General features: G+C 51.0%; 19 protein-coding genes. 5 read left to right on the forward strand and 14 right to left on the reverse strand.

Going from position 1 to position 26,947, the window contains the following annotated elements; genetic code table 11:
• Positions 1 to 60: 60 nt before the first annotated feature.
• Positions 61 to 2,670: a family 20 glycosylhydrolase gene (locus ICL55_RS19840; RefSeq protein ID WP_246496435.1), complete on the reverse strand. Its 2,610-nt coding sequence runs from the start codon at positions 2,668 to 2,670 to the stop codon at positions 61 to 63.
• 394 nt (positions 2,671 to 3,064) lie between these two features.
• Here ICL55_RS19840 and ICL55_RS19845 point away from each other — a divergent pair, with 394 nt between their 5' ends.
• Positions 3,065 to 4,534 carry an FMN-binding glutamate synthase family protein gene (locus tag ICL55_RS19845; protein ID WP_246496436.1) on the forward strand — a complete coding sequence of 490 codons (1,470 nt, stop codon included), beginning with the start codon at positions 3,065 to 3,067 and terminating at the stop codon, positions 4,532 to 4,534.
• 37 nt (positions 4,535 to 4,571) lie between these two features.
• On the opposite strand, the gene ICL55_RS19850 is transcribed toward ICL55_RS19845, so the two are convergent.
• The 10 genes from ICL55_RS19850 to ICL55_RS19895 all read right to left on the reverse strand — a co-directional run bounded on the left by ICL55_RS19850 (position 4,572) and on the right by ICL55_RS19895 (position 16,928).
• A complete protein-coding gene (locus ICL55_RS19850) occupies positions 4,572 to 5,330 on the reverse strand; it encodes an amidohydrolase family protein (RefSeq protein WP_188100404.1) in 759 nt (252 codons plus the stop codon).
• A gap of 177 nt (positions 5,331 to 5,507) precedes the next feature.
• Positions 5,508 to 6,233, reverse strand: coding sequence for a 6-phosphogluconolactonase (pgl, locus tag ICL55_RS19855; RefSeq protein WP_188100406.1), 726 nt, complete (start codon positions 6,231 to 6,233; stop codon positions 5,508 to 5,510).
• Between the two features lie 109 nt (positions 6,234 to 6,342).
• Positions 6,343 to 7,848: a glucose-6-phosphate dehydrogenase gene (gene zwf, locus ICL55_RS19860; protein ID WP_188100408.1), complete on the reverse strand. Its 1,506-nt coding sequence runs from the start codon at positions 7,846 to 7,848 to the stop codon at positions 6,343 to 6,345.
• Positions 7,849 to 7,872: 24 nt separating this feature from the next.
• Positions 7,873 to 9,294, reverse strand: a complete 1,422-nt coding sequence (gene gndA, locus ICL55_RS19865; RefSeq protein WP_188100410.1) for an NADP-dependent phosphogluconate dehydrogenase — start codon at positions 9,292 to 9,294, stop codon at positions 7,873 to 7,875.
• A gap of 162 nt (positions 9,295 to 9,456) precedes the next feature.
• The gene (locus tag ICL55_RS19870) at positions 9,457 to 12,036 is read right to left on the reverse strand and encodes a phosphoenolpyruvate carboxylase (protein ID WP_188100412.1); all 2,580 of its coding nucleotides are present in this window, start codon (positions 12,034 to 12,036) and stop codon (positions 9,457 to 9,459) included.
• A 366-nt stretch (positions 12,037 to 12,402) separates the two neighbouring features.
• Positions 12,403 to 13,248, reverse strand: coding sequence for an energy transducer TonB (locus ICL55_RS19875; protein WP_188100414.1), 846 nt, complete (start codon positions 13,246 to 13,248; stop codon positions 12,403 to 12,405).
• A 185-nt stretch (positions 13,249 to 13,433) separates the two neighbouring features.
• Entirely contained in the window at positions 13,434 to 14,327 is an 894-nt protein-coding gene (locus ICL55_RS19880) for a helix-turn-helix domain-containing protein (RefSeq protein ID WP_188100416.1), read from the reverse strand.
• An 18-nt stretch (positions 14,328 to 14,345) separates the two neighbouring features.
• The gene (locus ICL55_RS19885) at positions 14,346 to 15,062 is read right to left on the reverse strand and encodes an MIP/aquaporin family protein (RefSeq protein ID WP_188100418.1); all 717 of its coding nucleotides are present in this window, start codon (positions 15,060 to 15,062) and stop codon (positions 14,346 to 14,348) included.
• 10 nt (positions 15,063 to 15,072) lie between these two features.
• Positions 15,073 to 15,675 (reverse strand): short chain dehydrogenase, encoded by a 603-nt coding sequence (locus tag ICL55_RS19890; protein ID WP_188100421.1) that lies wholly within the window; start codon positions 15,673 to 15,675, stop codon positions 15,073 to 15,075.
• Between the two features lie 383 nt (positions 15,676 to 16,058).
• Positions 16,059 to 16,928: a hypothetical protein gene (locus ICL55_RS19895; RefSeq protein WP_188100423.1), complete on the reverse strand. Its 870-nt coding sequence runs from the start codon at positions 16,926 to 16,928 to the stop codon at positions 16,059 to 16,061.
• A 627-nt stretch (positions 16,929 to 17,555) separates the two neighbouring features.
• On the opposite strand from ICL55_RS19895, the gene ICL55_RS19900 reads away from it, so the two are divergent.
• The 4 genes from ICL55_RS19900 to ICL55_RS19915 all read left to right on the forward strand — a co-directional run bounded on the left by ICL55_RS19900 (position 17,556) and on the right by ICL55_RS19915 (position 21,303).
• Entirely contained in the window at positions 17,556 to 18,386 is an 831-nt protein-coding gene (locus ICL55_RS19900; RefSeq protein ID WP_188100426.1) for a YitT family protein, read from the forward strand.
• A gap of 115 nt (positions 18,387 to 18,501) precedes the next feature.
• A complete protein-coding gene (locus tag ICL55_RS19905; protein WP_188100428.1) occupies positions 18,502 to 19,623 on the forward strand; it encodes an acyltransferase family protein in 1,122 nt (373 codons plus the stop codon).
• A gap of 86 nt (positions 19,624 to 19,709) precedes the next feature.
• Entirely contained in the window at positions 19,710 to 20,495 is a 786-nt protein-coding gene (locus ICL55_RS19910) for an SDR family oxidoreductase (protein ID WP_188100430.1), read from the forward strand.
• Between the two features lie 217 nt (positions 20,496 to 20,712).
• Positions 20,713 to 21,303: a LutC/YkgG family protein gene (locus ICL55_RS19915; protein ID WP_223151509.1), complete on the forward strand. Its 591-nt coding sequence runs from the start codon at positions 20,713 to 20,715 to the stop codon at positions 21,301 to 21,303.
• On the opposite strand, the gene ICL55_RS19920 is transcribed toward ICL55_RS19915, so the two are convergent.
• The 3 genes from ICL55_RS19920 to ICL55_RS19930 all read right to left on the reverse strand — a co-directional run bounded on the left by ICL55_RS19920 (position 21,300) and on the right by ICL55_RS19930 (position 26,701).
• On the reverse strand, positions 21,300 to 21,926 hold the full coding sequence (locus ICL55_RS19920) for a hypothetical protein (protein ID WP_188100432.1): 627 nt from the start codon (positions 21,924 to 21,926) through the stop codon (positions 21,300 to 21,302). The two genes, ICL55_RS19915 and ICL55_RS19920, sit on opposite strands and share 4 nt — an antisense overlap.
• A 147-nt stretch (positions 21,927 to 22,073) precedes the next feature.
• Positions 22,074 to 23,504 carry a SusD/RagB family nutrient-binding outer membrane lipoprotein gene (locus ICL55_RS19925; protein ID WP_188100434.1) on the reverse strand — a complete coding sequence of 477 codons (1,431 nt, stop codon included), beginning with the start codon at positions 23,502 to 23,504 and terminating at the stop codon, positions 22,074 to 22,076.
• A gap of 14 nt (positions 23,505 to 23,518) precedes the next feature.
• Entirely contained in the window at positions 23,519 to 26,701 is a 3,183-nt protein-coding gene (locus tag ICL55_RS19930; RefSeq protein ID WP_188100436.1) for a SusC/RagA family TonB-linked outer membrane protein, read from the reverse strand.
• Positions 26,702 to 26,947: the final 246 nt, after the last annotated feature.

A 26,947-nucleotide genomic window follows, 5' to 3' on the forward strand; every position in this document is an offset into this window, starting at 1 on the left:
GCTTTCCTGGTTCGCTTATATGGATCTTAGCGCCTTTGCTGCTTAGCGCCTTTGCGTGAACTAGTTACGGTTGTTTTTCAGCTGTGCGCTCGGTTGCGGCACTTTCACCGCAGTAGTACGGCTGCTGCGGCCGCGGGTATTAAATACTCTTACTTTCACTACTTTACCACCAGCCTGAATGGGACCGTTATATACCGGGCTCTTTAACGTAGGTTCTTCACCGTTAGTAGTGTAACGGATCACCAGTCCCGGCATCTGTACGTTCACTTTTACCGTGCCTTCGTCTACGGATACGCCGGCAGTAGGAATACGCCAGTTGTAGCCACCATTGTAGTGGTCGAGTCTTGGCATTTCACGTTTGCCCATGACGTTGGAAAACACGCTCCATGCCTGTGCATACATAGCATCGGCTTTAGCAGTGTCTTTCTCGGTAGCCCAGGCCGGGTCCTGTGCCCAGGCTCTTTCTGCCAGGCCGAGCAGTTTAGGCAGCATCATATATTCCATGCGGTCGGAAGTGGTGACGGTTTCGCTCCACAGCAAGCCCTGAAGACCGCGGATATTGGACTGGCCGAAACCTGTCAGCCTGTCTTTACCCACAAACATGGCAGGTGTTACAGGATTGCCTCTGCCATCCACCTTGGAGTTTTTATAATAATCGAAAGGAATGAAGTAGAATGGTTTGTCCACATCTACAAAGCCGCCCCAGTAGAATCCTGGTTCGTCGAAAGATTTCATGGCGGCCATGTCAAAGTAGAAGTTGCTCACACCAGACAGGATCACCTTGTAACCCGCATTGGCCAGGCGATAAGACAGATCTTCCTGTCCACCGCCGATAACGTTGTTCCATACATTCAGCTGGAAATTATCGTTGGCGAAGTCCGGATTAGGGATGCTGGCAGCCTCGCCGTCGATGGTTGTTTTACGCATGCCGGCTTCTTCCCAGCCGGCAGTCTCCAGGCCACGGGCTTTCAGCAGGTCATTTACTTTGCGATAGTAATAGTACCAGAGGTCATTGACATTTTTCAGGCTTTTGTCTTGCTGCATGAGGGCCAGACAAGCGGGAGATTTTTCAAATACGCCGTGAGGCACTTCATCGCCGCCCATGTGTATCGCGGTGAGCGGTGCGCCAGCTTCTTTGTACATAGACTGCAGCTCGTCCACCACTTTCTCCAGGAAACGGTAGGTAGAAGGCAGGGCCACGTTCATCACGTTGTCGTTCCAGTTTTGTACAGAGCGGTAATCGGATTTATCTTCCAGATCAGAGAGCAGATACTCAGTGGCCTCTTTGTCTTTACCAGCCGCTTTGAGGCGGTAGTAGCGCGACTCCATGGATTTCACCGCAGCGCGGGCATGGCCCGGTGTTTCTATTTCCGGTAATACGCGTATATGCCTTTCCGTGGCATAACGCAGCACCTCGATAAATTCTGCGCGGGTGAGGTAACCGGTACCGGCAGCATTGCTGGTATCAGGGCCGGAGCCGTAAGACGGTGGCAACATGTTTTTCCAGTCGGTGCTGTGGCCACGTTTGGCGCCCACCTGCGTTAATTCCGGCAGGGAAGGGATTTCCAGACGCCAGCCTTCATCATCACTGAAGTGATAGTGTAATACGTTGAGTTTATACAGCGACATCACATCGAGGATACGCAGCAGATCACGTTTGTTGTGATAGTTACGGGCCACGTCGATCATAAATGCGCGGTAGTTGAAACGGGGATGATCGCTCACCTGCACGCCCGGAATGCTCACTGATTTCTGCACGGCAGACCATGCCGCAGGCGCTATCAGGGATTTCAGGGACTGGATGGCGTAGAAGGCGCCTTCATCGCTACCGGCGGTGATGGCAGCTCCTTCAGCTCTTACCTTCAGCGTATAGGCGTTGGCAGCCAGGCTGTTATCCAGCTGGAAGGTGATGGTCTTTTTGCCCGGAGCGCGTTTGCCCAGTAAGGTGGTCAATTCATTTTCCAGGAATTTGCCGGTAGCTTCCAGGCCGGCATCTGCTTTGATCACCGGGGGAGCGTCCAGCACCAGCGTCCCGCCGGAGGCGGTAACAGACACCGGTGTAGGGAAAATCAGGGGAAGCTGCGATGCAGGAATATCCTTCACGGCAGCATTCTGTTTAAATATATCCGTTGGCGTTATAACGGCCGTTTTATCACCGGGATAACGCATCAGTTGTTTGGCGGTAGTAGAAGGGCGGATGGAATAGTCCTTTATCGGCAAACCCACCTCTTTCTGGTCGTCCCATACGAGGTACAGACCGGCCGGAGCGTCCGTGAAGTTAACGGCCCAGGCGTCACCTACGATGCCCAGTTTCAGGGAGTCTCCCGGTTTAATACCGGTAAAACCTTCTGTTGGCGTAAGGCGGTACAGGTCACCGTTGATGCCTTCCACTTTTACATTCCCCGGCAAAACGCCGGCCTTCACCGTCCGGACGAAGTTGAAATACAACTCCCAGCCTTTGGCAGGAAAGGGTTTGTCGCTGGTATTGACAAAAGTGAACGTAGACAGGAAATTGGCTTTTCCCTGATAGTTGTTTTCTCCCACTTCCCAGCTGGTTTTCAAGCGGGCAGCGTCAAACGGAGCAGCTTTTTTGTTCTGGGCAAAAACGGTGGTGCCGGCGAGCAACAGTCCCGTTGTCATGAGTTTCCCTAAAAACTTATGCCTGATCATGTTTTGAATAAATTAAAAACGATAAAAATGAATGCTACAATGGTTATGAATACAGGTGGATGAAAATGGCATTGGTACCGGTCTTGTCTAACACCCTCCACAGCATCCGTGTAATATAAAACCTATCTGTCACAAATGCAAATAAGCGTACGTAGCGCCCTTCGGGGCAACAATCCCCTTTCTCCGGTTGTTAATCGATTGCAGTATAGCAGCATTGTCCTGAGGATATTTTATTTAACTTTAGTAACCTAACGATTAAACGATTTATTTTATGGCAAAAGCGTTTATTGGATGTTCGATTGCAAGCTTGATTCTGATCATTGGTCTTGGTTTATTTTTCCCCTGGGTTTACTGGTTGCTTATTCTTGTCTTGCCGCTCATTATCATGGGGGCGATGGACATGATGCAGACCAAACATGCTATTATCCGCAACTACCCCATTTTCGGGCGTATGCGTTACTGGATGGAGGCTTTACGCCCCAAGATCTACCAGTACTTTGTGGAAAGCGATATTGATGGCAGTCCGGTGAACCGGGTAGACCGGTCCACTATTTATCAGCGGGCCAAGCGGGAGCTGGATTCACAGCCTTTCGGTACACAGTTCAACGTATATGCGGAAGGATATGAGTGGATGGCCCACTCTATACAGCCGCATGATTTTGATACGATGAACAAAGATCCACGGGTGATCATTGGTGGCCGTGATTGCCGGCAGCCTTATTCCGCCAGTATCTTCAATGTGAGCGCCATGAGTTATGGCTCCCTCAGCTCCAATGCCGTAGAGGCTTTGAACGGCGGCGCCAAAATCGGCAACTTCGCGCACAACACCGGCGAGGGCGGCATCAGCGACTTCCATCTGAAACAGGGCGGTGATATTATCTGGCAGATAGGTACCGGTTATTTCGGTTGCCGTGATGATGATGGCAATTTCTCGGATACACTGTTTGCAGAAAAATGTGTGCTGCCGCAGATAAAAATGATCGAGCTGAAACTCTCACAGGGCGCTAAGCCCGGCCATGGCGGCATTCTGCCGGCGGCCAAAAACACGCCCGAGATCGCCGCTATCCGTCATGTGAAACCCTATACTACCGTTTACTCCCCTCCTTTCCATAAAGCATTCAACAGTCCGCGGGAGATGATGCTTTTCATCAAAAAGCTGCGCGACCTGAGCAATGGGAAACCGGTGGGTTTTAAACTGTGTATCGGCCAGCACCGGGAGTTTTATGCTATCTGTAAAGCGATGATGGAAACAGATATCTACCCTGATTTTATTACGGTAGATGGTGGAGAAGGCGGTACCGGCGCGGCCCCACCGGAATTCTCCAACTCTGTGGGCATGCCGCTGATGGACGGATTGGCGTTTGTTCATGATACGCTGACTGGTTTCAACATACGCCATCATATCAAAATCATTGCTTCCGGTAAAGTGTTGACAGGTTTCCACCTGCTTCGGGCACTGGCTTTGGGAGCAGACACCTGTAACAGCGCCCGCGCCATGATGATGGCCCTTGGTTGCATACAGGCATTGCTGTGCAATACTAACCGTTGTCCTACCGGCGTTGCTACGCAGGACAAATGGCTCGCCGCCGGCCTGGTGGTGGATGACAAAAAACAGCGGGTGGCCAACTATCACCGCGACACCATCGAGAGTGCCGTGGAACTGACAGCAGCCATTGGTCTTCCGGAACCACATAAAATTACCCGCCGGCATATTTTCCGCCGGGTATTTATGAACCAGATCCGCACTTTTGAAGATATCTATCCCAGCACACCACAGGGTTTCCTGCTCGACGGCCAGATGCCTGCTCATCTGAAAGAGCAACTGGATACCGTGACAACAGACACCTGGAATTTTGGGATATAGTGAATATCCCAAAATTCCAATCAGGAAATCAGGAAATTCATGAATGATACAGGGCGCGGGCGTTATCGCGACAAATTTTCTCCGCCAGCGGCAATGGGAAATTTTTGGTGATCAGTTCCAGATCTGCCAGTGCAAAGGGTTTAGGCGCCCTTGTGGATGGCAGGTCTGTACCAAATACCAGTGCAGCCGGATTGATGGCGGTGATTTGCCGCATGGCAGTGACCACATCGAAGTCGCAGCGGCTAAAGCCGGTAGCTTTAACGATCGCGCCCTTTTCCACCAATGGCAGCAGGTATTTAAACCCTGCTTTTGACAAGCCCAGGTGATCGATCACGATCTTAGGGAGCTTATGCAGTGTGGTGGAAATACCGGGCAGTTGCCGGGAGTCGACATACAACTCCACATGCCATTTAACAAGGTCATACACTCTCTTTCCCAGTTGTTCCAGGTACTGAATACTTTCTGAGCCGCCACGCTGGATGTTAAAGCGCACCGCCCGTACGCCGGCATGATGAAGCGCTATTATTTCTTCGTCGGTAGTATTGGCAGGGATCTGTGTAACACCTGCAAAACCCGGCCCCAATGCGCTTAAGGCCGCCAGCAGATATTGTTGATCAAAACCCTGAAAAGAGCCGGACACTACTGCGCCACCGGTTACATTCAGATGAAGCGCTGCCACTCTTTCGCGGTAATCGTCAACGGTAAAGGTAGGGGGAACGTATCCGTTGTTGGGGATCAAAGGATACCTGGGGTCAATAATATGCAGATGTGCATCATATAAGGGCTTATCAAACATAAAACTGTGAATAACATGATTACTACTTATTCGCCTGATGCGTTTATCGCATTAAAGTAACGGTTAATTACTGAATAAAAAATAATTTGTTTGCTACCATATGTTAGTCACAAAGTCACAACTATTTTCAAATGCCTGACCCATCAGGCGAATCAGTAATGATCATGTTTATCGTGGTTACAGTTCCATGGCGGAGGCAGCTGCCTCGTCCACAAACCAGTGCAGTTCACCTTCCTGCGGACGGATCAGCTGAGAAGGAAATTTATCTGCATCGTAAGTGCCTTCTATCACGCTCTTCAGGGTGAGGGCCTTGTTGGCACCGGTAGTCAGGAACAGCACGCAGGCGGCATCATTCACCACCGGGGCGGTGAGCGTGATGCGATACATATCCTGTGCAGGCAGGAAAAATGCTTTCACCCAGGCCTCTTCTTCATGTACCACCGGCATACCGGGGAAGAGCGACAAAGTATGGCCGTCGTCGCCCATGCCGAGTAACACCAGGTCAAAAGTCAGCTCTTCATCTTTGAAGTATTTACGCAGTATCTGCTCATATTCCTGGGCAGACTGCTCGGGGGCGATGTCTGTGCGCATCACGTGGATATTGTCCGGATTTACCGGCACTTTGTCCAGCAGCACATCGAAAGCCATGCGGGCGTTGTTACGTTCATCTTCAAAAGGAACGGCGCGTTCGTCGCCCCAGAAGAAGTGTATCTTTTCCCACGGAATAATTTCGGCATAAGGAGGTTTTGCCAGCAGCGAGTATAACTGTTTGGGAGTACTACCGCCGGACAGTACAAAGGTGAACTTTTCCTGGTCCTGTAATACTTCCTGTATATAGTTGCTGATCCATGCAGCCACATTTTCACTAAGCTGGGCAGGATCTTTGGCGATGTGTAATTCCATAGTGTAGTAAATTATTTCACGCAAAGGCGCAAAGCAGCAAGGCACAAAGAGCCATTAAAAAATTAAAAAGATCTTTGCGTCTTTGCTGCTTTGCGCCTTTGCGTGACACTTATTTAGAAGGTAAGTTAATCCATGTATGTCCATCTCTGGCGATGAGCGCATCCGCATCATCCGGCCCCCATGAATCCGGGGAATAGTTCGGGAAATCTTGCGGGGTGCGGTTTTCCCATGTTTCCAGGATCGGCATGATCACTTTCCAGGCAGCATCCACCTGATCGCCGCGCATGAAGAGGGTGGCATCACCTTCCATCACGTCGAGCAGCAGGGTTTCGTATGCTTCCGGTGCATGTTCGCCGTTGGCATCTTCATAATTGAAGGTCATATCTACAGGGTCCAGTGTCATGGTCTGACCGGCACGTTTGGCCTGGAAGCGGATACGGATATCCATTTCCGGCTGAATGCTGATGGTGAGCCTGTTGGGGCGCCATGTCTGGGCTGCTTCCTGCGGGAACGCGTAATGCGGTGCTTCTTTGAATTGCAGGATGATATTGGTCGCTTTCTGGTTCAGGTATTTACCGGTGCGCACATAAATGGGCACGCCCTGCCAGCGCCAGTTGTCGATATAGAATTTCACCGCAGCATAGGTTTCCACATTGGATTTCGGGTCTACCCCTTTTTCCTCGCGGTAACCCACTACTTTCTCACCTTTTTTCCATCCGGAAGAGTATTGACCGCGTACCGCATATTCGTGTACTTTATCCGGTGTAATACGGCGGATGGCGTTGAGCACGTCCACTTTTTTATTGCGGATTTCGTTGGCATCGAAAGACACGGGTGGTTCCATACCGATCATGCAGAGCACTTGCAGGATGTGGTTCTGCACCATATCGCGCAGGGCGCCGGCTCTTTCATAGTAACCGCCGCGGCCTTCGAGGCCTACGCTTTCAGCAGCCGTGATCTGGATATTATCGATGAAGTTACGGTTCCATACCGGCTCAAAGAGCGCGTTGGCAAAACGGAAAGCCAGGATATTCTGGATGGTTTCCTTGCCCAGGTAGTGGTCTATACGGAAGATCTGTTCTTCAGTGAATTTAGACGCCAGCAGCTCATTCAGTTCATGGGCGCTTTGCAGGTCATGACCGAATGGTTTTTCGACCACGATACGGGTGCAATGTTTATCGCTGCACAGATTGAGATTGCCAAGGCGGGTAGCGATATTGGGCACCAGTTGCGGCGCTACCGCCAGGTAAAAGATCACATTGGGATGTACGCCCCACTCCTCTTCTTTCTGCTTCACGAAGTCGGCCAGTTTGGAATAGGCCGCTGCATCTTCCGCGTCCATCTGGAGATATGTCACATGTTGACTGAAATCTTTCCAGTGACCGTTTTGTTCACCTTTTCTGCGGGAGAATTTGGTGATACCATCCAGCAGGTGACCGCGGTAGTCGTCGTCGGAATAAGGGCTGCGGCCCAAACCGGCAATAGCGAATTGCTCGGGCATCCAATCGTCGAGGAAAAGATTGTATAAAGCAGGTGTTAGTTTTCGGTAGTTTAAATCGCCGCTGCCGCCGAAAATAAAGAGGATGGAAGCAGGAGGGCGTTTATGGATCTGCATATATTAAATTAATAATGAACTTTATTAGTTGTTACGCTGCCATTCGGTGTGGAAAGTACCCGGCATGTCTGTCCGCTGGTAAGTATGGGCACCGAAATAGTCGCGTTGGGCCTGAATCAGGTTGGTAGCCATTCTGCCGGTACGGAAAGCGTCGAAGTAAGACAGGGCAGACATAAATCCTGCTGCCTGGATACCGGCTTGCGCTGCCTGGGCCACCACGGCGCGCGTGTTGGCTTCCACGGACTGTACGAGATAAGCTACGCCTTTGTCCAGCAGGATATTGGCCAGGTTGGCATCTTGCTGATAGGCCTGTGTGAACACTTCCAGGAGGGAAGAACGGATGATACAACCGCCTCTCCATACTTTCACTACTTCCGGCAGCGGAATTTCCATCTGCAGGTCGCGGGAAGCTTCGTGCAGCATGGCCAGTCCCTGTGCATAACTCAGGATAGTGGCGAAATACAGGGCATCGTGCACCTGTTTGATCCACATTTCCCGGCTTACGTGGATGGTCTGGTCCGGCGCGGTGTATAGCTTTTCAGCTTCGAGGCGCTGGTCTTTATAACCGGAGAGGGTACGCATGGCTACCGCCGTATCGATCACGGGAACAGCCACGGGCAGTTCCATCGCGTCCTGTGAAGTCCACTTACCGGTGCCTTTGGAGCCGGCTTTATCGGAGATCACGTCCAGCAAACGGGCGGATGTTTTATCATCCTGCTGTTTGAAGATGTCTGCGGTGATTTCCACGAGGAATGACTGCAATGCGCCATTGTTCCAGTCTGTAAATACCTGGTGCAGCTCATCGTTATTAAGTCCTGCGCCTTTCTGCAACAGGGCATAACTTTCACTGATCAGTTGCATAATGGCATATTCAATACCATTGTGCACCATTTTCACGTAGTGACCGGCGCCTTCTTTACCGAGGTAGGCCACGCAGGGTGTTTCTTTCACCTTGGCCGCAATGGCTTCCAGCATGGGTCTCACCTTGGCATACGCATCGAGGTCGCCGCCCGGCATAATGCTGGGACCTGTACGGGCACCCTGTTCACCACCGGAAACGCCCATCCCCATAAAGTGGATGCCTTTTTCACGGAGATACTGTACCCGGCGTAAAGTGTCGGTATAATGGGAGTTACCCCCGTCTATCACCACATCACCCTGCTCCAGCAGCGGGATGAGGGATTCAATTACATCATCTACCGGCTGACCAGCAGGTACCAGCATCATCAGCTTGCGCGGACGTTCCAGCAGTTGTACCATTGTAGCCAGCTCTGCAACTCCTTTCACGGTTGTTCCGGGCGTTGCGGCAGATTCCAGCGCGGCATTTTTTGCAGCGTCTTTATCAAAGCCGATCACGGAAAAGCCATGATCCGCCATGTTGAGTAACAGGTTCCGGCCCATTACCCCCAGGCCAATCATTCCAAAGTCATATAAGCTGTTTGCCATATTGAAGTGTAGTTATACTAAAGGAGATGTAAAAGTAGGGAACAATTACGAATTACGAATTACGAATTACGAATTGAGGGCCCGCTTTTCGGCAGATTTAATAAGTAAACCACCCGGAAGCGAGCCCTCAATTCGTAATTCGTAATTTGTAATTTGTAATTCTTAAGCTGAATTACGGCCGGCATTGATGATACCGAAGGAGCAACGCATGATCAGTTTTTCATACGTTTCGCGGCCATGTCCGTTGTTCGGATCTGCGTCCAGCTCACGCAGGCGCGTCAGTGCGTATTGTTGCGTGGTGAGCAATGGCAGCACAATCCGCTCACGCATCTGGATAGATAACTGATCAATCGGGCTGGCCTCCATCAGTTCAGATTCGCCGGTCAGACGGAGCAGGAATTTTTTGGTCAGCTCAAACTCATCATAAATCGCCTGCCACACCTCTCCGTACTGCGGATGTTTGGCCAGGTAGGCAGTGAGCGGGAAATAGCTCTTCTTCATGGCCATTTCACAGTTGTCGAGCAGCGTGCGGAAAAACAGCGAATGCTGGTACAGGTGTTCCAGCTCCGGCCATTTGCCCTGTTCATCCAGGTATTTGAGCGCGCTGCCTACACCGTAGTAACCGGGCACGTTCTGTTTCAACTGGCTCCAGGCGCCTACATAAGGCACGGCCCTCAGGTCGTTCAGATTAAGTTTTGCGTTGGCATTACGTTTACTCGGACGACTGCCGATATTGGCTTCCGCGTAGTAACGCAGCGGACTGGCATGGTCCAGATATTCCAGAAAATAAGGATGGTTCTTTAGTTTGTTGTAGGAAGCATAACCTGCATCAGCAAGGGATTGCAGCAGGTCTTCCTCCGCTTCGGTGAGGGTCACCTCCCGGGAAGAGAACAGTTCGTTCGTGATACCGGCGTGCACCAGTTGTTCCATATTGAACTGGGCAGCGTCCACCGTACCAAAGTTGGAGCTGATGGTCTGCCCCTGTATGGTCTGTTGTATCTCCTGATTGGCAATATTGCGGCCCATGGAAGCATAGAACTGGTGGGTTTTTCCGCCGCCGCGGGCAGGAGGGCCTCCCCTGCCGTCGAAGAACACCACGTCCACCTCATATTCTTTGGAGATGCGGGTCAGTTCTTCTTTGGCTTTGTAGATGCTCCAGTTGGCCATGAGGTAGCCACCATCTTTGGTACCGTCGGAGAAACCCAGCATGATGGTTTGTTTACATTGACGGCGGCGCAGGTGTTCGCGATACTCCGCATTTTCATACAGCCCCTTCATCACCTGCCCGGCGTGGCGTAAGTCTTCTATGGTTTCAAACAACGGTACAATATCGATGGTCATGGATTCCCGCTGCCAGCCACTGAGCAGGAACATACCATATACTTCCATCACACTGAGTTCGCTGGTAGAGTGACTGATAATATAGCGGTGACAGCCTTCTTCGCCGTTGGCCTCCTGAATCTGTTGGATGGCGGCCACCGTGCGGAGACTGTCCTGATGCAGCGGCGTGTCTAACAGTGCAGGATCTATTGCCTTATTGATATTCAGCAGCGCTTTGATTTTGCCGGCCTTGTCGAGTGATGCATAATTTTTTGGAAGCGCATCGGTCTTGTCTGCCACGGCGTCCAGCAGCGCCTCATGGATGGAGCTGTCCTGGCGAACATCCAGCGACGTGAAGTACAGCCCGAAGATTTCCACTTTGCTGGCGAGGTTATCGACCAGATGAACAAACAGTCCATTATGCTGCTCCACGATTGTTTTTCGTATATCCGCCAGCGTGTCCAGTATTTCCTGGCGGCTGATATCTGCTTTATGGCCGGCGGTAAAGAGGTTGCGCGACAGTTTGTCTTCCAGCGCCGCCACTACGTTTTCCACCCCTTTGAAGGTGAGGCGGCGTTTCAGGTTACGTACCTCCCTGAAGTAACAGCGCATGATCGAAGCGCGCAGTGCGGCGGCCACTTCCACGGTGGTGGCGGCATTTACGAAAGGGTTGCCATCGCGGTCGCCGCCGGGCCAGAATCCCATGCGGATAACCGGGTTGGTGCTGCTGACCGCTCCGGGGAACTGTGCTTTCAGGAAAGAAAGGATACGGCCACCGGCACGATAGAATATATTTTCCAGGAACCACACCAGGCTGATGGCTTCATCGTAGGGTGTGGGCTTTTCTTTTTTGAAGAAGGGGGTTTTACCGAGTTGCTGCAGGTACATGTTCACCTCAGAGGTATTTTCCTCCACGAGTGCGCGGGCCAGGTCGTTGATGATACCGAGCACTTCGCCGGGGTAGAACTGGGTGGGATGGGCCGTTAGTACGAGGCGGACGGAGAAATGCTCCAGTTTTTCCTTCAGTTTGGCCTGGGCCTGCTCCTGGATGACTTCCGATTGCAGATGGCGCAGGGTACCGGCGCCTTCCAGGTCGCGGATATAGCGGAATGCGGCGTCTTCCAGGGCGTCGAACAGTACCACCTGCCTTTCTGCATACTGTACAAAGCGGAACAGCAGGTCGGTCCGCTGCTGCTCGTCTGTATACGTGGTGTACTGCTCAAAAAAGGAGTCCATAATGGTTTGGGGACTGTTCCCGCGGGCATATCCCTCCTCGCAGTGCAGGAGGAAAAGGGAAAGAAAGATACCCGTCTTCTCTACCCGGTGAAAGGGCAAAGAGGTGAAGAGACTGTTATACAGCTGGAACTTTGTGCCAACAAGGTTCTTGAACTGCTGCAACGAGTTGTTTACCGGCGCTTCCATACTAAAAATCCGTTTATAGTGCTGAAGAAGAGAACTAAGCGGCCGTTAAATTAATAATTATTTTGTTTAGTTGTTTATATATCAAACGCTTTATTTTTTGATTATTATTTTACATAAAACAAAAATGTTTGAATAATTTCTAATAAGAAAAAAACTAGAATCCCGGCCGCATCAAGCAAATCGCAAAATACAGGCCGGGACATGCATAGGTATGAGAACAGCGGGAAGAAAAACTGACGTACTGGTCATGGCGGTGCCCGTACAATCAGTCGATTGCAATTTTTTTTTAAGGTTAAATGAATAAAATTGATGGAATTGGGTAACGGAGTGTATAGGTGTTCAGGTTAAATGGATGGCAGGCCGGTGCTATTGATTCTCAAGCTCGAACCTGATGGGTAAATTATAAAGCACAGCGACCGCTCTTCCGTTTTGTCTGCCAGGCTTCCAGTTGGGCATTTTACGCATCACCCGCAATGCTTCTTCGTCCAGTCCGGCGCCTTTTGCGGGGCCCACCGTCTTCACGTCCAGGATGGCACCATCGCGGCCTACCACAAATTGCACAAAGACGGTGCCTCCTATGCCATTCTCCTGTGCCATGTGTGGATAGATCAGGTTCTTTCTCAGATATTTGAACAGCGCCTCTTGCCCACCAGGAAATTCAGGCATAATTTCCACAAATGTCCGGATCTCATCTGGTTCGGGCGCCACCGGAACATCTACCACCCCTGTGGTCGTTCCTTTCACATCCACCAGCCCGTCCGGAATACCATTCGGATCACCGTCCCTGTTTTCAAAACCAATAGCGTTATTGCCGATATCTTTGATGCGCGGCGGTACTTCATCTGGTCTTACCTCTTTGTCCGGCGCTACGACCAGGCTGGCGAAATCCACAGTAGGCGCGGATGGCGGCGGAGTAGCCTGTGCCGGCGGCGGTGGCGGAGGTAAAGGCTGTTCCAATACCGGATCTTCAATTGGGTTGATCATCACAGGACCTTTGAGCGCCAATGGCTTATTAATGTGATCCCGCGCCATTAATGTATTATTCAGCACATATCCACCCATCACTACCAATACAATAGAAGCGGTGCCCATAACGGCATTGCGTACACGCCGATCATAACGGTTGCGTAATGCATAAGCCCCATAGTCTTTGTTTCTTCCTTCGAAAAGGATGTCGAGGAAATCATTCCCCGGGATTTTAGCTGAGTCCATGGTAAATGTGTTTATTACTTAGATGGCGCAGCAAAATATTTTCCATAACAAAATGGAAAATATTTTTTCCCTGGCGGGAGATGACCGGGCGGGACTAACGGGACCACAACTACGTAACAGATGGGGCCCGCTATCATAAAAATGCCATCGGCATTTCTTCGTATATGCTATACAGTTATATCGTACTAACGTGCCGACAGTTTCACTGACTGTCTGAATTGCCTGGGAGGGATATTCATTTCCTTCCGGAAAAAACGATTAAAATAAGCAGGGTCTTCAAAGCCCAGATGATAGGATATTTCCTTTACGGTGAGCGTATCGTGGTACAGGTGCCGCTGCGCTTCCAGCAGGATGCGTTGTTTAATGAGGCTGCCTGCGGAACTGCCGGCAAATTTTCTTGTCAGCATATTTAACTGCTTCATGGAAATGTGCATCTGCGCAGCGTACTGCTGCGGCAGATGCCATTCCCGATAGTGTTGTTCTATCAGTGATTTAAATTGTCTGAACGGGTCCCGGCCGACATCGAAGCGGAGATGGTCACTATCATACAATGCTTCACGCAGTTGAAATACCCGGAGCAGGAATATTTTGACATACGACAAGGTTATGAGGCGGCGCATACTGCCGGCGGCCGAGAGGCTGCGCTGCATCTGCCGGATGGTATCATCCAGCGTAAAAGCGTCAGCAGCATTGCACGACAGGATAGGCCATTGTTCGATATTATCAAAAACATCCTTTAGCTGGAAATTGCTTTCCGGTCTGTTGTCCAGCGCGAAGAAACGTTCAGGCAGCATCAGGATGTGCCCGCGGGCGTCTGTACCGATGTCCATCTGATGCACCTGGTTTGGCGAAAGGAGAATAATGGCCGGTGCTTTGAAAGTATACGCGCGGAAGTCAATATATTGTTTCCCATGGCCTTCCCGGAAAAAGATTACCTGATAAAAGGTCCGGCGATGTGGCTGCAACTGCCAGATATTAGCCTGTTCAAAGCAGGCCACGTTAAAGTCATCGGGCGTATCCCGCAATTGGTTTTCCTGCCCGGAGTACACGGGTATATTCATTTTCCGTTGGTCTTTCATCAGCTTTCATTTTATAGATTACCGGATCAGTTGTTGTGTGTATACCGCCAGCAGCGCGCCCAGCACAGGTCCTGCCACCGGTATCCAGGCATATGCCCAGTCGTTGCCCGCCTTATGCGGAATAGGCAGTAGCGCATAAACGATCCGGGGACCGAGGTCACGGGCCGGATTCATGGCGCAGCCGGTAGGGCCGCCAAGGCATATCGCAATCGCCAGTACAATAAAGGCGACCGGCATGGCGCTGATGGCACCCAGGCCTACTTCCGGCTTAGCCAGACTCATCACGGAGAAGATCAGTACAAACGTAGTAATAACTTCCGTGATCAGATTGCTGTAGGGCCGGCGGATAGCGGGGTCTGTACAGAAACAGGACCGGTTGGCCAGGCCGTCTTCCGTTTCGTTGAAATGCGGTTGATAGGCCGCGTATACCAGCAATGCCCCCGTCATACATCCGGTAAACTGCCCGGCCAGATAGAGCGGCGCCTCAGTCAGCGCAACTGTGCCATTGAGCACAAACGCCAGCGTGGCAGCCGGATTAAGATGCGCCCCGCTCACGGGGGCCGAGATGAACACCGCCACAAAAGCCGCCATGGCCCATCCCATGGCCACCACGATCCAGCCGCCGTTTTTGCCCTTGCTGCCTTTCAGTAACACGTTGGCCACCGCACCGTTGCCCAGCAATATCAGCAAACTGCTGCCGGTGAATTCTCCCATGAAAATTTGAAATGGAAGCATACGAACCATTTTAATATACCCTGATGATCTGTCCGTTGATGATCCCTTCCACGCTTTTCACGTAAGCATTTACCACGCGCGCGATCGCTACCGGCGTATGCCCGATCATATTGGGACCGTTGCGTTCCATCGTGTTGTCGGTAACGCCCGGACTGACAGCGTTGATACGTACGCCGACAACCAGCAGCTCCTGTGCCGCCGCCGTGACGAAGCCGTGGATACCCGCGTTGGCCACCGCATAATTAACGGAACCGGCCACCGGATCATCTGCCAGCACACCTGAAGTGAGTGTAAAAGAACCTCCCGGCCGGATATATTTTAATCCCAGACGGACAAGGTTGAGCTGCCCCAGCAGTTTATTTTCTATACCGAAACGCAACTGCGCTTCTGTAAGGCCCTGAAGCGGGCCCCAGTAGGCATCGCCGGCTGCGCTGACCAACGCATCGAACGGGCCTGTAGCCTCCAGGAATTTCTCAATAGAAGATACACTTGAAATATCCAGTTGATGCGGGCTGTTACGGAGACTGGCGCCGATAATTTCATGTCGCTGCCCCAGCAAGGCAGACACTTCTTTTCCGATAGCGCCGGAAGCACCGGTGATAATAATTTTCATGGCAATAAGATTTTGTGATCGTTCAAAATTACAGCCATACCGCCCCTGGAAAAATGGATCTTCGGCCGGAAAAATTGCACATTTGGGCCATCCCCGTGATGCTAAAAAAAAGAAGCCCCGGTGCGCGACCGGGACTTGCTGGCACTGGGAGCCTTACCTGAAAACAGATGGTTCCTTGATGATAAATTAGGCTTTCCGAAAAAAGTATAAGCGTTCACGTTAGTACGCCTTGTTTCATTAGTTTTTTCCTGATGATCAACAGGCGTTCTCATAGGACAAATAAAGTCGGGTAATCGTCTCCGGCTGGTGAGGCTATCATCCCACAACACCCACCAGTATTGTTCAGGACAATGCCTCTGTACCGGAGTATATAGCTTCCGTTGTTATCTGCTGGCGGTTGCCGGGTGGGTAGCCAGGAAACCGAAGTGGTGCAGCTGTCCCTGCCCTGTCGTCCGGATGTATTGCACCCAGGCCGCTATCACGGGTTTGTCTTTATTCAGCGACCGGTCGTAGCTCAATACCACTTCTTCGATGGGTATTCCTGCCGGAGGGGCTGTCTCCAGCCGGTTGATCAATACATCGAGATCTGTGTAGAAGTCTTCCGTATTTTCGAGTTGCCCGTTTCCGTCGAGGTCGAGCGGTATCACGGCGATATCGTGTACCGGCTTGCGGTTGCGCAGGTCATAGATGAAGCCGGGGTTATTAAAGGATATCGCAGCAGGATCTTCCTGTACCGCTTGCAGTAATTGCTGGTCATCTCCCGGCACCTGTTTCCCTTTAATATCTTCAAAAGTGGCACCATAGAAGGCGGCGAATGTCACCGGCGCGCAGGATTTCTCCCGGCGGTTGTACACCACGGCATTTTCCGGAGCGGCCTCCTCTCCTTCTTTTTTAAAGTATAATGCCCGCAGCGCTTCTACCGTCAATGGTTTAGCAGCGTATCCGCTATGGGAATTGGTAACCGGCAGTAATGCATACCGGGCTACCGGTGTATATTGATATTGTTCATTTTTATGATTGATCCGTTGTGCCGTAAAATGGATGGCTGCCTGTGCCGCCGCGGGATCTCTGGGCGATACCAGCCGAAATACCGTACCGGGGTGTGTTTGCCGGAACTGATCTATCCATTCCTGTACAAGGGGGAAGGTAAAGCGTGTACCCGTTACCGTTATAGTATCTGAAGTCTGCTGTGCGCTGGCCGGTAAAGCAACCGCCCATGCAGCTGCCAGCAGGATGTATCCGAACGTTTTCATAGCAAGTGATTTTGGATGGGTAATATGCCAGGAGGCGCGGGTAGGTATGATACTGAAAAATTTACCACCAATAAATTTGCAGCATACCATCCCCGCAAGCCTGACCAGGCATTCTATTTACAGCTTACAGAACGCAAGATGATCGGTCAACAGCCACAACAACCTTGCAGCACTATCATGTGATGGAAACAGGTGTGATGAACCTTTGATATATACAACGCTTGGGAACGTAATCCACCGTATTGAGTATGCCGTTTCATAGTGTATTGTTTTACACAATTGTCAATTAATGGCGGCTGCTCTTTGCTGGTGGTTCAAAGGATGCCGGGAGTATTGCCTTGTTCTCCCTATGTATGATCGTAAACTATTAGTCTACTGAATTGGTAGACAAATATACATCGAGTTTTAATAATTCCAAATAAATTTTTGATGTTTTTTTTCACGCAAAGGCGCAAAGCAGCAAAGGTGCAAAGATGATGTAAGCGGGCAAAGAGAGCGAAGGAGCGGAGATCAGATGTGACCTCCGCTCTTTTGCTTTCCTTGTTTTCTTATTTATTTCCTTTGCGCCTTTGCTGCTTTGCGTCTTCGCGTGAATTTTTGCGTGAAATAATACTCTATTTTTGCCCCATGAAATCACATGTGAAGAATATCCTGTTGCTGATTGTCGGCGCACTGATATTTGCGGTAGGTATCAACTACCTGGCCATCCCCAATAAACTTTCTGAAGGCGGGGTTATCGGCATTACCATCGTTACCTATTATTACTTCGGCTGGTCGCCCGGTATCACTAACCTGATCATCAACGTGTTCCTGATCATTGCAGGTTACCGGTTGCTGGACCGGCGGGTGATGTTATATACGATTCTGGGCATCATTTTCTGTTCCCTGTTCCTGTACCTGACAGAAAACACCCTGACACCTGTGACCTCCAACACTTTGCTGGCAGCTATTTTCGCGGGCCTGCTGGTAGGCATTGGCATCGGGCTTGTATTCCTCTCCGGCGGCACCACCGGCGGATCGGCCATTGTAGCGCGCATGTGCCAGAAATACCTCGGCTGGTCGCTCGGCAATGCCATGCTCATATTTGATATCCTGGTGATTGCGGCATCGTCGTTTATCATCGGACTGGAAAAAACGATGTATACTTTTATCGCCGTATACATTGGGGCCCGTGCAGTGGACTATATCGTAGACGGTCTTAATACCAAAAGAGCGATCACCATTATCTCCCAGCATACTCCCCAGATTGCCCGGAAGATCACCAGCGAGATGCTGCGTGGCGCGACCGTACTGCACGGTCATGGTGCCTATACCGGCGATCCGAAAGAAGTGTTGTATGTTATTATCGGCAAACAGGAGCTGATGCGCCTCAAAGAAGTGGTGCAGGAAGCTGATCCTGAGGCGTTTGTAGTGATTCATGAAGTACACGAAGTATTAGGTAAAGGTTTCTCCAAATAAACATTTCCAGTCGTTCATTTTTTCCGGGGTATTTGGATTTTGAAAAATAGATGTCTATATTGTAGACACTCAAACGCATTCCTTACCATCTTATCAACCAAATAACCCGGGGAAAATGACACAAAGCTCCCAACGCTTTTTACCGCTGGACGTATTCCGCGGCATGACTGTTTGTTTCATGATCATTGTAAATACCGGCGGCACAGGAGGCACTTACTGGCCGCTGGACCATGCCCCCTGGCATGGATGGACACCCACCGACCTGGTATTTCCCTCCTTTCTTTTTGCCGTCGGTAACGCCATGAGCTTCAGCATGAGAAAATACGAACAGCTGGGTAACGCCGCTGTTCTAGGCAAAATCTTCAAACGCACCTTCCTTATTTTTCTGCTGGGATACCTGATGTATTGGTTCCCCTTTGTACAGCATACCGATGCGGGGCTGGTGTTTAAACCGTTCAGCCACACCCGTGTGCTCGGCGTATTGCAACGTATCGCACTCTGTTATTGCATGGCCTCGTTGCTGATACATTATCTCCCGAAAAAAGGCGTGTGGACGGTCAGCGCCCTGTTCCTCTTCGGCTACTGGGCCATCCTGTGGTTTTGCGGCACGCCAGGCGACCAGTACGGCATCCATGGCAACGCCGGCCTGACACTCGACAAGCTGGTGCTGGGCGACAATCACCTTTATCATGGAGAAGGCTTCGCCTTTGACCCCGAAGGGATACTCAGCACTTTCCCTGCGGTGGTCAACGTAGTGGCCGGCTATTACACCGGTCTCTTTGTACAGCAACAAGGACGTACACAGCAGGGATTGCTGCGCATGGCCACTGCCGGCATAGCCCTCATCCTGCTGGCGTATGCCTGGAACACTGTTTTTCCGATCAACAAAAAACTGTGGACCAGCTCCTATGTCCTGCTCACGGTGGGCATCGACCTGATATTGTTATCGCTGTTAATACAATTGATTGATATGGCCGGCTTCACCAAAGGCACCGGCTTCTTTACCGTCTTCGGTAAAAACCCGCTGTTCCTTTATCTGTTGTCAGAAGTGCTCGCTATCCTGTTTTACTTCTTCCGGGTAGGCGATCAGTCATTATATCAATGGATCAATGACCAGTTCTTCCAGCCCTTATCGCCCGGCAAATTCGGCTCGCTGCTGTTTTCGCTGACGTTTATGCTGCTCTGCTGGACAGTGGGACTTATCCTCGATAAACGGAAGATCTACGTCCGCGTATAAACTATCTGGTTATTTTTTTATTTAGATATTTGGGCATTGCGTGGATTACGTTAAATGCTCAAATATCTAAATAAAAAAATAGCCCAATGAATCTCTCCTTACAAGGCAAAACCGCGCTGGTATGCGGTAGTTCACAAGGCCTCGGCCTTGCCACCGCCATAGAGCTGGCAGCCCTCGGCGCCACCTGCATCCTTACCGCCCGCAACGAAGAAAAGCTGAAAGCTGCCGTTGCCCAACTGGCCACCGACGCCGGCCAGCCTCACCGTTACATCGTAGCTGATTTTACCGACCTGGACGAAGTGACCGATCTGGCAGCAGATCTGGCCCTTGAAGGAGCGGTGCATATTCTGATCAACAATAGCGGCGGACCTGCCGCCGGTCCGCTCCTACAGGCTTCCGCCACCGCTTTTTCTGATGCCTTTTCGCAGCACGTGCTCTGTAACCAGGTGCTGGCGCAGGCATTGGTACCGGGCATGATAGCCGCAGGCTACGGCCGTATCATCAACATCATCTCTACTTCTGTAAAAGCTCCGTTGAAGAACCTCGGCGTATCCAACACTACCCGCTGGGCCGTGGCCGCCTGGGCCAAAACACTGGCCAACGAAGTGGCACAGCACGGTATTACGGTGAATAATGTATTGCCTGGCTCTACCCTCACCGACAGGCTCGACAAATTATTCCATGCCACTGCTGCCGCCAGGAACGTGTCACCCGCCACAGTGGCTGAAGAATGGCGGAACGAGATACCCATGAAACGGTTCGGCGAAGCGCATGAAGTAGCTGCCATGGCCGCTTTCCTGGCCTCCCCTGCCGCTTCCTATGTGACTGGTACCAGCATCGCCGTGGACGGCGGGAAAACGCCGGTATCCTGAATTTTACGGTCAACCAATACCGTGACTTTGCTGTTATGCATCAGTACACCTGCAAATCGTCCTGAACCATGGCCCGCGGGGCCGTGCGTTTCACGCCGGATTTTCTGCCGTACAAGCGGGTCCTGAAATCCGTGGGGGCGTCACCGTGAGTTACCCCATTTCGCCGGACAAACATTCCGGGAATGGTATTTACAATACCGAGCTAAAAACAATGAACATGGAGAATAACGCTCGTCATCAGGTGCCGGCCGCCGTAGCGCGTCAGATGCCTGCCAACAAAACCGCTTATCCGGAAATGCCGGATTTCCCTCGTCAGCATACCGACCTGCTCACCGCCTTTGAAAACCGCGTAAGAGACGCCGGTGGAGAAGTGTTCCGGCCCGCAGATGCCGCTGCCGCACAGGCTTTGCTGGCATCGCAATATCCGCAGGCAAGCGTCATCTGTTCCGCGACGCCGGAAATAACCGGCAACAGGGACATTCATGCTGTCAAAAACCCGCACGACCTGGCTGATGTGGATGTGGGTGTAATCCGCGCCCGTTTTGGCGTAGCGGAGAATGGCATGGTATGGCTCACGGAAGAAGATCTGGTGGTCAATGCGCTGGGGTTCCTGTCGCAACACCTGGTGATGCTGTTATCGCCACAGGCCATTGTGAGAGATATGTATGATGCTTACCTGCGCATACACCTGGAAGATACTGCCTATGGCTGTTTTATGATGGGGCCTTCTGCCACGGCAGATATCGGGGCGGTATTGGTGCACGGTGCACAGGGAGCCAGAAGCCTGCGTGTTTATCTCTTAGCTTAGCAGGGAACAAAATAGACGATACGTTCCAGTTTTCCGTTTTCAAAGTAAAAACGCACACTGCTGTCACTGTCCTCCACATCCGCGTCCCGCAGGGTGATCATGTCTGTATAACCCACATTTTCCGCCTGTTGCACTGCCTTCGGGAAATGTTTTTTCATTTCTGCCCAGGTAGTATTGCAGCTAAACGTGATACCCGCGTGCACCACTGTATGACCCGGGGTGAGCTTGTATTCACTACAGAAAAGGGTGTCTTTGTATAACTCAAAACGGGAACCGTCTTTATAGAAATATTGAAAATTGTCTTCAAACTGCGTACCGCAGAGGTATTCCCATTTAGGCTCCACCAGGCTGTCCGCCTCGCCAAATACGGCCGAGAAACGCGGTAAAGTCGTGTGCAGCGGCACTTTATTGTCAATCAGCGCTTTGGAAAACTGAAAGACCTCTATCTCTTTCCAGTCAATGTCTTCATGGGCTTCCAGGACCGAGTCACCGTCTTCTACTTTTTCCAGAGAGGTAATCGCCAGTTCAGAGGGCGCCGGTACGGCAGTGGGTTCATCGTCGGCAGTATTATTATGGCAAGCGGTGGCACATACAATCAATAAGGATAAAAATACTCTATGCATTCCCGGTCAGTTGTTGATAGGCGCTAAATTAAAAACTTTATTTATTATATATAAAATATTTAAATGTATGTTTAAAAAAAATATATGCGACATAAAAAAAGCCGGCATGAATCATCACGCCGGCTTTCAATTTATCAACAACTATAACTAGTACTTATCAAACCATAATTTAGTCGTCAGCAGATCGGCGCCTTGTCTGGCAACGGCTGCTTTGTAATTGGTACCATTGAGCGCCTGCTCACTGGAGGGATATTTAAACCTCACCGGTATATTACCGCCCAGTGCACCGGCATAGGCCGCCTTCAGCTGGGGGTAATCCAGCCTTCTCCATTCGGTAAAACCTTCCACTCCCTGACCAAAGAGCGCCAGCCATTTCTGCTCTCCGATGCTTTTTTTGAAGTTTGATGCATCATAGGCCACGCCTGGCTGTACCACGTAGGCAGCGGCTGCGGCTTCAGATAGGCCGTATTGCACAAAAGAGGCAGTGACAGCCTGATTGTACAGCGTTGGCGCATCACCGGTAATGAGGCCACGTTGTGCGGCTTCTGCCAGAATGAACTGTTGTTCGGCATAACTAAACAGTACCGCGGGGGCTGTAGTGGCGGTGAACACTGCACCGGCATCGGATGTTTTACTGAAACCCAGTCTGGCCGCGGAATCGCTGGGGAGACCGTTGGTCACGCCGATGATCACGTTGGTGTCTTTGGGCACCGTAGCGTATATGCTTAACCGTGGGTCGTTCAATGCATTCAACTTATCCACCACGGATTTACTGATGCGGTAGTCGTTGCGGGTTTCGCGGTTACGGCCTACCGGATTTTGATTGGGCGAAGCGAGGTAATTGAGTTTTACTACCGCGTCTTTGGGCAGCAGCGCACCAGCGCCGCCGGCAGTCACCTCGTCGAACACCGTTTTGGCAATCGCAGGCTCCCGGTCGGCTATACGTAAGGCGATGCGCAGCCGCAGCCCGTTGGCAAACTGTTTCCAGCGGGTCACATCACCACTCAGGAGGATGTCGCCATCAATGGGGTTGCTGCCGGGCGTAACGGTAGCGGCGGCCTGTTTCAGCTCATCCAGCAAACCGGTGTATACATCTTTCTGGCTGTCATATACCGGTGTCAGGTATTGACCGATCTGGCCTGCCTGTTTGTAAGGCACATCACCATAGAGGTCCGTGAGCTGCTGGAAAATCCAGGAGCGCATGATCACCGCTACGGCTTTATAGTTTGGGTTATGCAGGCTGTCTCCCAGCTGTGCCAGCGTGGTGAAGTCTTCGATGCCCTGTGCATAGAAATTGCTCCACACGTTTTGCGTACCGGTAGCACCGGCGATATAACGGTCGGCATCGGTGTATTGTATTTTAGACCAGTATTGCACATACAGCAATGTTCCGTCCATAGCGGCGTCCGGGCCCCAGTAGGTATCCACATTGGCTTTGATGCCGTTGCTCAGCAGGTAGTCCGGTTGCACGGTAGTGGGTTCATTCGGGTTCTTGTTGATCCGCTCCAGATCTTTGCGGCAGGAAGCCAGCAGCACAATAGCGAACAACAGGTAAGTTGGTATCAACAATTTTTTCATAATCCGGTGCGTAATTAAAATGAAACATTCAGGTTAATGCCGATGCTGCGGGTGGTGGGTATTTGCAGTGTCTCCAGCCCCTGTCCGTTACCGGTATTGAAAGCGGTTTCCGGGTCAATATTGGGAACATGTTTCTGCAGATAACCCAGGTTTCTGGCCACCAGCGCAATATTTACCGACTGCAACTTCCAGCGGTCAGTCAGTGTTTTGGGCAGCGTATAACCCAGTTTGATTTCACGCAGCTTGATAAAAGAAGCGTCATAAATGGAGCTTTCATTCAGGCTGCTGTTGTATACGGCTTTATAGTAATCTTCTGCGCCGAGGACAACGTTATTCTTTTTGCCGTCTGCCGTATAGCCGTCGAAGATGATACCATCATGATGTACTTCAGCACCATTAGGGGCCGTAGCGGAATGAGAGGGCAGCTGGATGTTCTGCTGACCGCTGCGGTAGTAAGGCAAACCGCCATGCTCTTCATCACGGCCGGGCAAGGTGGTAGCCAGTACGCCGGTGTAGTTACCGGTATAGTTGGTGCCGGAATAAATGGAACCGCCCTGTTTGGTATCTATCAGGAAGCCCAGGCTGATACCTTTAAAGGTGAAGGTGTTATAAATACCTCCTGTCCATTTCGGAGTATAGTAACCCAGTATCTTTTTGTTGGGGTCGATAGCGGGCGTACCATCAGCATTGACAATAATTCTGTTTTGTGCATCGCGCTGATAGGCGCTGCCATACAATGCGCCATAGCGCTGTCCTTTGCTGGCCAGTACCTGCATATTGCCACTGCTGCCCAGTACATAGTTGTTGAGGAAACCTTCTTTGTCCAGTTCCACTACCTTGCTCACGTTACGGGCGTAGTTAACGTTAACGTCCCAACGGAAACCGGAGCGTGTAGACACCGGCGTTACCCCGAGCATTACTTCCACGCCTTTGTTGCTGATTTCACCGGCGTTCATGAGTTTCTTCAGGTATCCGGTAGTAGGGCTCACATCCGCGAGCAATATCTGGTTGCGGCTGTTGGATTGATACCAGGTGAGGTCGAGACGAATGCGATTATCAATAAAACCCGCTTCCAGGCCTACTTCTGTAGAGCTGGTAATTTCCGGTTTCAGGTTTCTGGCGAGGAATTTATCCGATACGGTCAGCAACGGATACTGTCCGAATGGTTGGTTGAACGGATAGGTGTTGATCAGCTGATAAGGGTCCGTGTCTTTACCTACCTGTGCCCAGCCGCCACGGATTTTAAGCAGTGTCAGGGCTTTGCTCTTAATATTCAATGCGTCGGAGAGCACGAGGCTACCATTCACGGAGGGATAGAAATAGGAATTATTTTCTACCGGCAGCGTGGATGACCAGTCGTTGCGTGCTGTCACGTTCAGGAAGGCGTAGTTGCGGAACCCGAGCTGTGCGGAACCGAAGGTACTATACACCCGTTGCCTGGAGAAAGAACTGGTAGAGATCAGCGGATCGCGGGAGTTATTGAGCGTATACACGTCTTTCACGGCCAGCTTCGGCGCCTGCTGATAGTTTTGTTCAAACCGGTTATTACGAATGTTACCGCCAACGAGTACATCGAGGTTAAAATCGTGACTCAGCTGTTTTTTAGCGTTGAGGGTAAATTCGCCATTGGTTTCGTTTACCATATAGGCATCTTCGGTATAAGAGCCGAAAGGCGTGCCGTTGGTGTAGTACGCGATTTTATATTTTCTTCTGTCCTGATAATAGTCTGTACCAATGCGGAGATTGGCGGTCAGCCAGTCCAGTATTTCGTAAGACAGGCGGGCGTTTCCAAAGAAGCGGTTACGCAGCTGGCTCACGGTATTTTCGTATTGGATCCAGTAAGGATTGCTATAGTAGCTGTGGTTCCAGTTATAGTCGGTGCCATCCGGATTTTTATAATCCCGGAGTCTGGCCACATCTACCTGACGGCCAAACCAGATGAACTGTAACGTCACGCTGTTGCCTCTTCTGCCGTCCACACCGGGCAGGTTGTCGGCGCTGCTGCGGATATAGTTGGCGTAGGTGTTGAGCGTGAGTTTGGGGGCAATACGGAAGGTATTGCTGGCGGTGAAGGTATTGCGACTGATACCGGTGTTAGGCAGGATGCCCACCTGTTTGGTATTATTATAAGAGAAACGATAATCGATTTTTTCGGAGCTGCCGCCTACGGCCAGCCCGTTGTTCAGCGTATAGCCTGTCTCGTAGAAATCCTTCACGTTATTGGGATGCGGCACAAAGGGCACGGCTTCACCTTTGGAGAAAAACTGCGGGATCAGCCGGCCGTCCATTTTAGGGCCCCAGCTTTCGTCTGTGCCGTCGTTGAGGCCGCCGCCTTTACCATCTTTATAGGAGAACTGTCCGCCGGCGCCCTGACCGTATACGTTCTGGAAGTCGGGCAGGATCAGCACTTTATCGAAGGTAGCGTTAGAGTTAACGGTGACACCGAATCCTCCTTTCACGTCCTTCCCTGTTTTTGTTTTAATAAGAATCACGCCGTTAGAAGCGCGCGAGCCGTACAATGCCGCAGCATTGGGGCCTTTCAGCACGCTGATGGAAGCGATATCATCGGGGTTCACATCGGAGATAGCATTAGCAAAATCGCGGCCGGTGCCAACGCCCAGCTGGCTGTTGTCTACCGGGATACCATCGAGAATAAATAATGGCTGGTTATTTCCGGCGATGGAGGTTTCTCCGCGGATAACGATACGGGAAGACCCAAGGCTACCCTGGCTGTTAGTTACCTGTACACCGGCGATTTTTCCGGACAGTGCGTTCACGAGGTTTGTTTCCCTGGCTTCGGCGATATCCTTTGATTTCAGCTCCTGTACAGCATATCCCAATGATTTTTTCTCTTTGGAGATGCCCAGTGCGGTGACCACCACTTCCTGTAATTTACTGTCAGTTGTTTCCAGTGCGATGTTGACCACGCGATTACTCCCGACCGCTACGAGGGCTGTCTGGAAGCCGATGAAAGACACCTGTAAAGTATCGGTAGCGTTGGCATTGATGGTGTACTTACCATCTGCATCCGCTTGTGTACCGTGAGTGGTGCCTTTTACCCGTATAACAGCACCGGGTACACGCTGTGCATCATTGCGGGAGGTGACTACCCCGCTTACCCTGATTTCCTGGGCAAAGCTCTGCTGTAGCCACAATAATGCGGGCAACAGGCCGAGCAGCCTTTGTACGTACTTCATTCGTAACTGGTGATTTAAAAATAGTTTTGGTCGTTGGCGGACAACTATGGTTCCTCCGTTTACTACCGATTTGGTTTTGGTCTTTGCAGTTGGTGTATGATCGTTGGCGTGATCATGGCCATACAATCGTCAGGGAATGATGATCGCGTGCGCATGATTAGATATCTCGCGCAAAAGTAATCAAGATTTATTAATCTACAAAACCGATAGACTAAACATAAATACAAAATATCTATTTTCTTATCG

The sequence above is a fragment of the Chitinophaga varians genome, from assembly GCF_014529945.1.
Classification (GTDB): Bacteria; Bacteroidota; Bacteroidia; order Chitinophagales; family Chitinophagaceae; genus Chitinophaga; species Chitinophaga varians.

Coding starts and splice junctions, on each gene's coding strand:
- ICL55_RS19840 (WP_246496435.1), bottom strand. CDS start 2,670: ATGATCAGGCATAAGTTTTTAGGGAAACTCATGACAACGGGACTGTTG.
- ICL55_RS19845 (WP_246496436.1), top strand. CDS start 3,065: ATGGACATGATGCAGACCAAACATGCTATTATCCGCAACTACCCCATT.
- ICL55_RS19850 (WP_188100404.1), bottom strand. CDS start 5,330: ATGTTTGATAAGCCCTTATATGATGCACATCTGCATATTATTGACCCC.
- pgl (WP_188100406.1), bottom strand. CDS start 6,233: ATGGAATTACACATCGCCAAAGATCCTGCCCAGCTTAGTGAAAATGTG.
- zwf (WP_188100408.1), bottom strand. CDS start 7,848: ATGCAGATCCATAAACGCCCTCCTGCTTCCATCCTCTTTATTTTCGGC.
- gndA (WP_188100410.1), bottom strand. CDS start 9,294: ATGGCAAACAGCTTATATGACTTTGGAATGATTGGCCTGGGGGTAATG.
- ICL55_RS19870 (WP_188100412.1), bottom strand. CDS start 12,036: ATGGAAGCGCCGGTAAACAACTCGTTGCAGCAGTTCAAGAACCTTGTT.
- ICL55_RS19875 (WP_188100414.1), bottom strand. CDS start 13,248: ATGGACTCAGCTAAAATCCCGGGGAATGATTTCCTCGACATCCTTTTC.
- ICL55_RS19880 (WP_188100416.1), bottom strand. CDS start 14,327: ATGAAAGACCAACGGAAAATGAATATACCCGTGTACTCCGGGCAGGAA.
- ICL55_RS19885 (WP_188100418.1), bottom strand. CDS start 15,062: ATGCTTCCATTTCAAATTTTCATGGGAGAATTCACCGGCAGCAGTTTG.
- ICL55_RS19890 (WP_188100421.1), bottom strand. CDS start 15,675: ATGAAAATTATTATCACCGGTGCTTCCGGCGCTATCGGAAAAGAAGTG.
- ICL55_RS19895 (WP_188100423.1), bottom strand. CDS start 16,928: ATGAAAACGTTCGGATACATCCTGCTGGCAGCTGCATGGGCGGTTGCT.
- ICL55_RS19900 (WP_188100426.1), top strand. CDS start 17,556: ATGAAATCACATGTGAAGAATATCCTGTTGCTGATTGTCGGCGCACTG.
- ICL55_RS19905 (WP_188100428.1), top strand. CDS start 18,502: ATGACACAAAGCTCCCAACGCTTTTTACCGCTGGACGTATTCCGCGGC.
- ICL55_RS19910 (WP_188100430.1), top strand. CDS start 19,710: ATGAATCTCTCCTTACAAGGCAAAACCGCGCTGGTATGCGGTAGTTCA.
- ICL55_RS19915 (WP_223151509.1), top strand. CDS start 20,713: ATGGAGAATAACGCTCGTCATCAGGTGCCGGCCGCCGTAGCGCGTCAG.
- ICL55_RS19920 (WP_188100432.1), bottom strand. CDS start 21,926: ATGCATAGAGTATTTTTATCCTTATTGATTGTATGTGCCACCGCTTGC.
- ICL55_RS19925 (WP_188100434.1), bottom strand. CDS start 23,504: ATGAAAAAATTGTTGATACCAACTTACCTGTTGTTCGCTATTGTGCTG.
- ICL55_RS19930 (WP_188100436.1), bottom strand. CDS start 26,701: ATGAAGTACGTACAAAGGCTGCTCGGCCTGTTGCCCGCATTATTGTGG.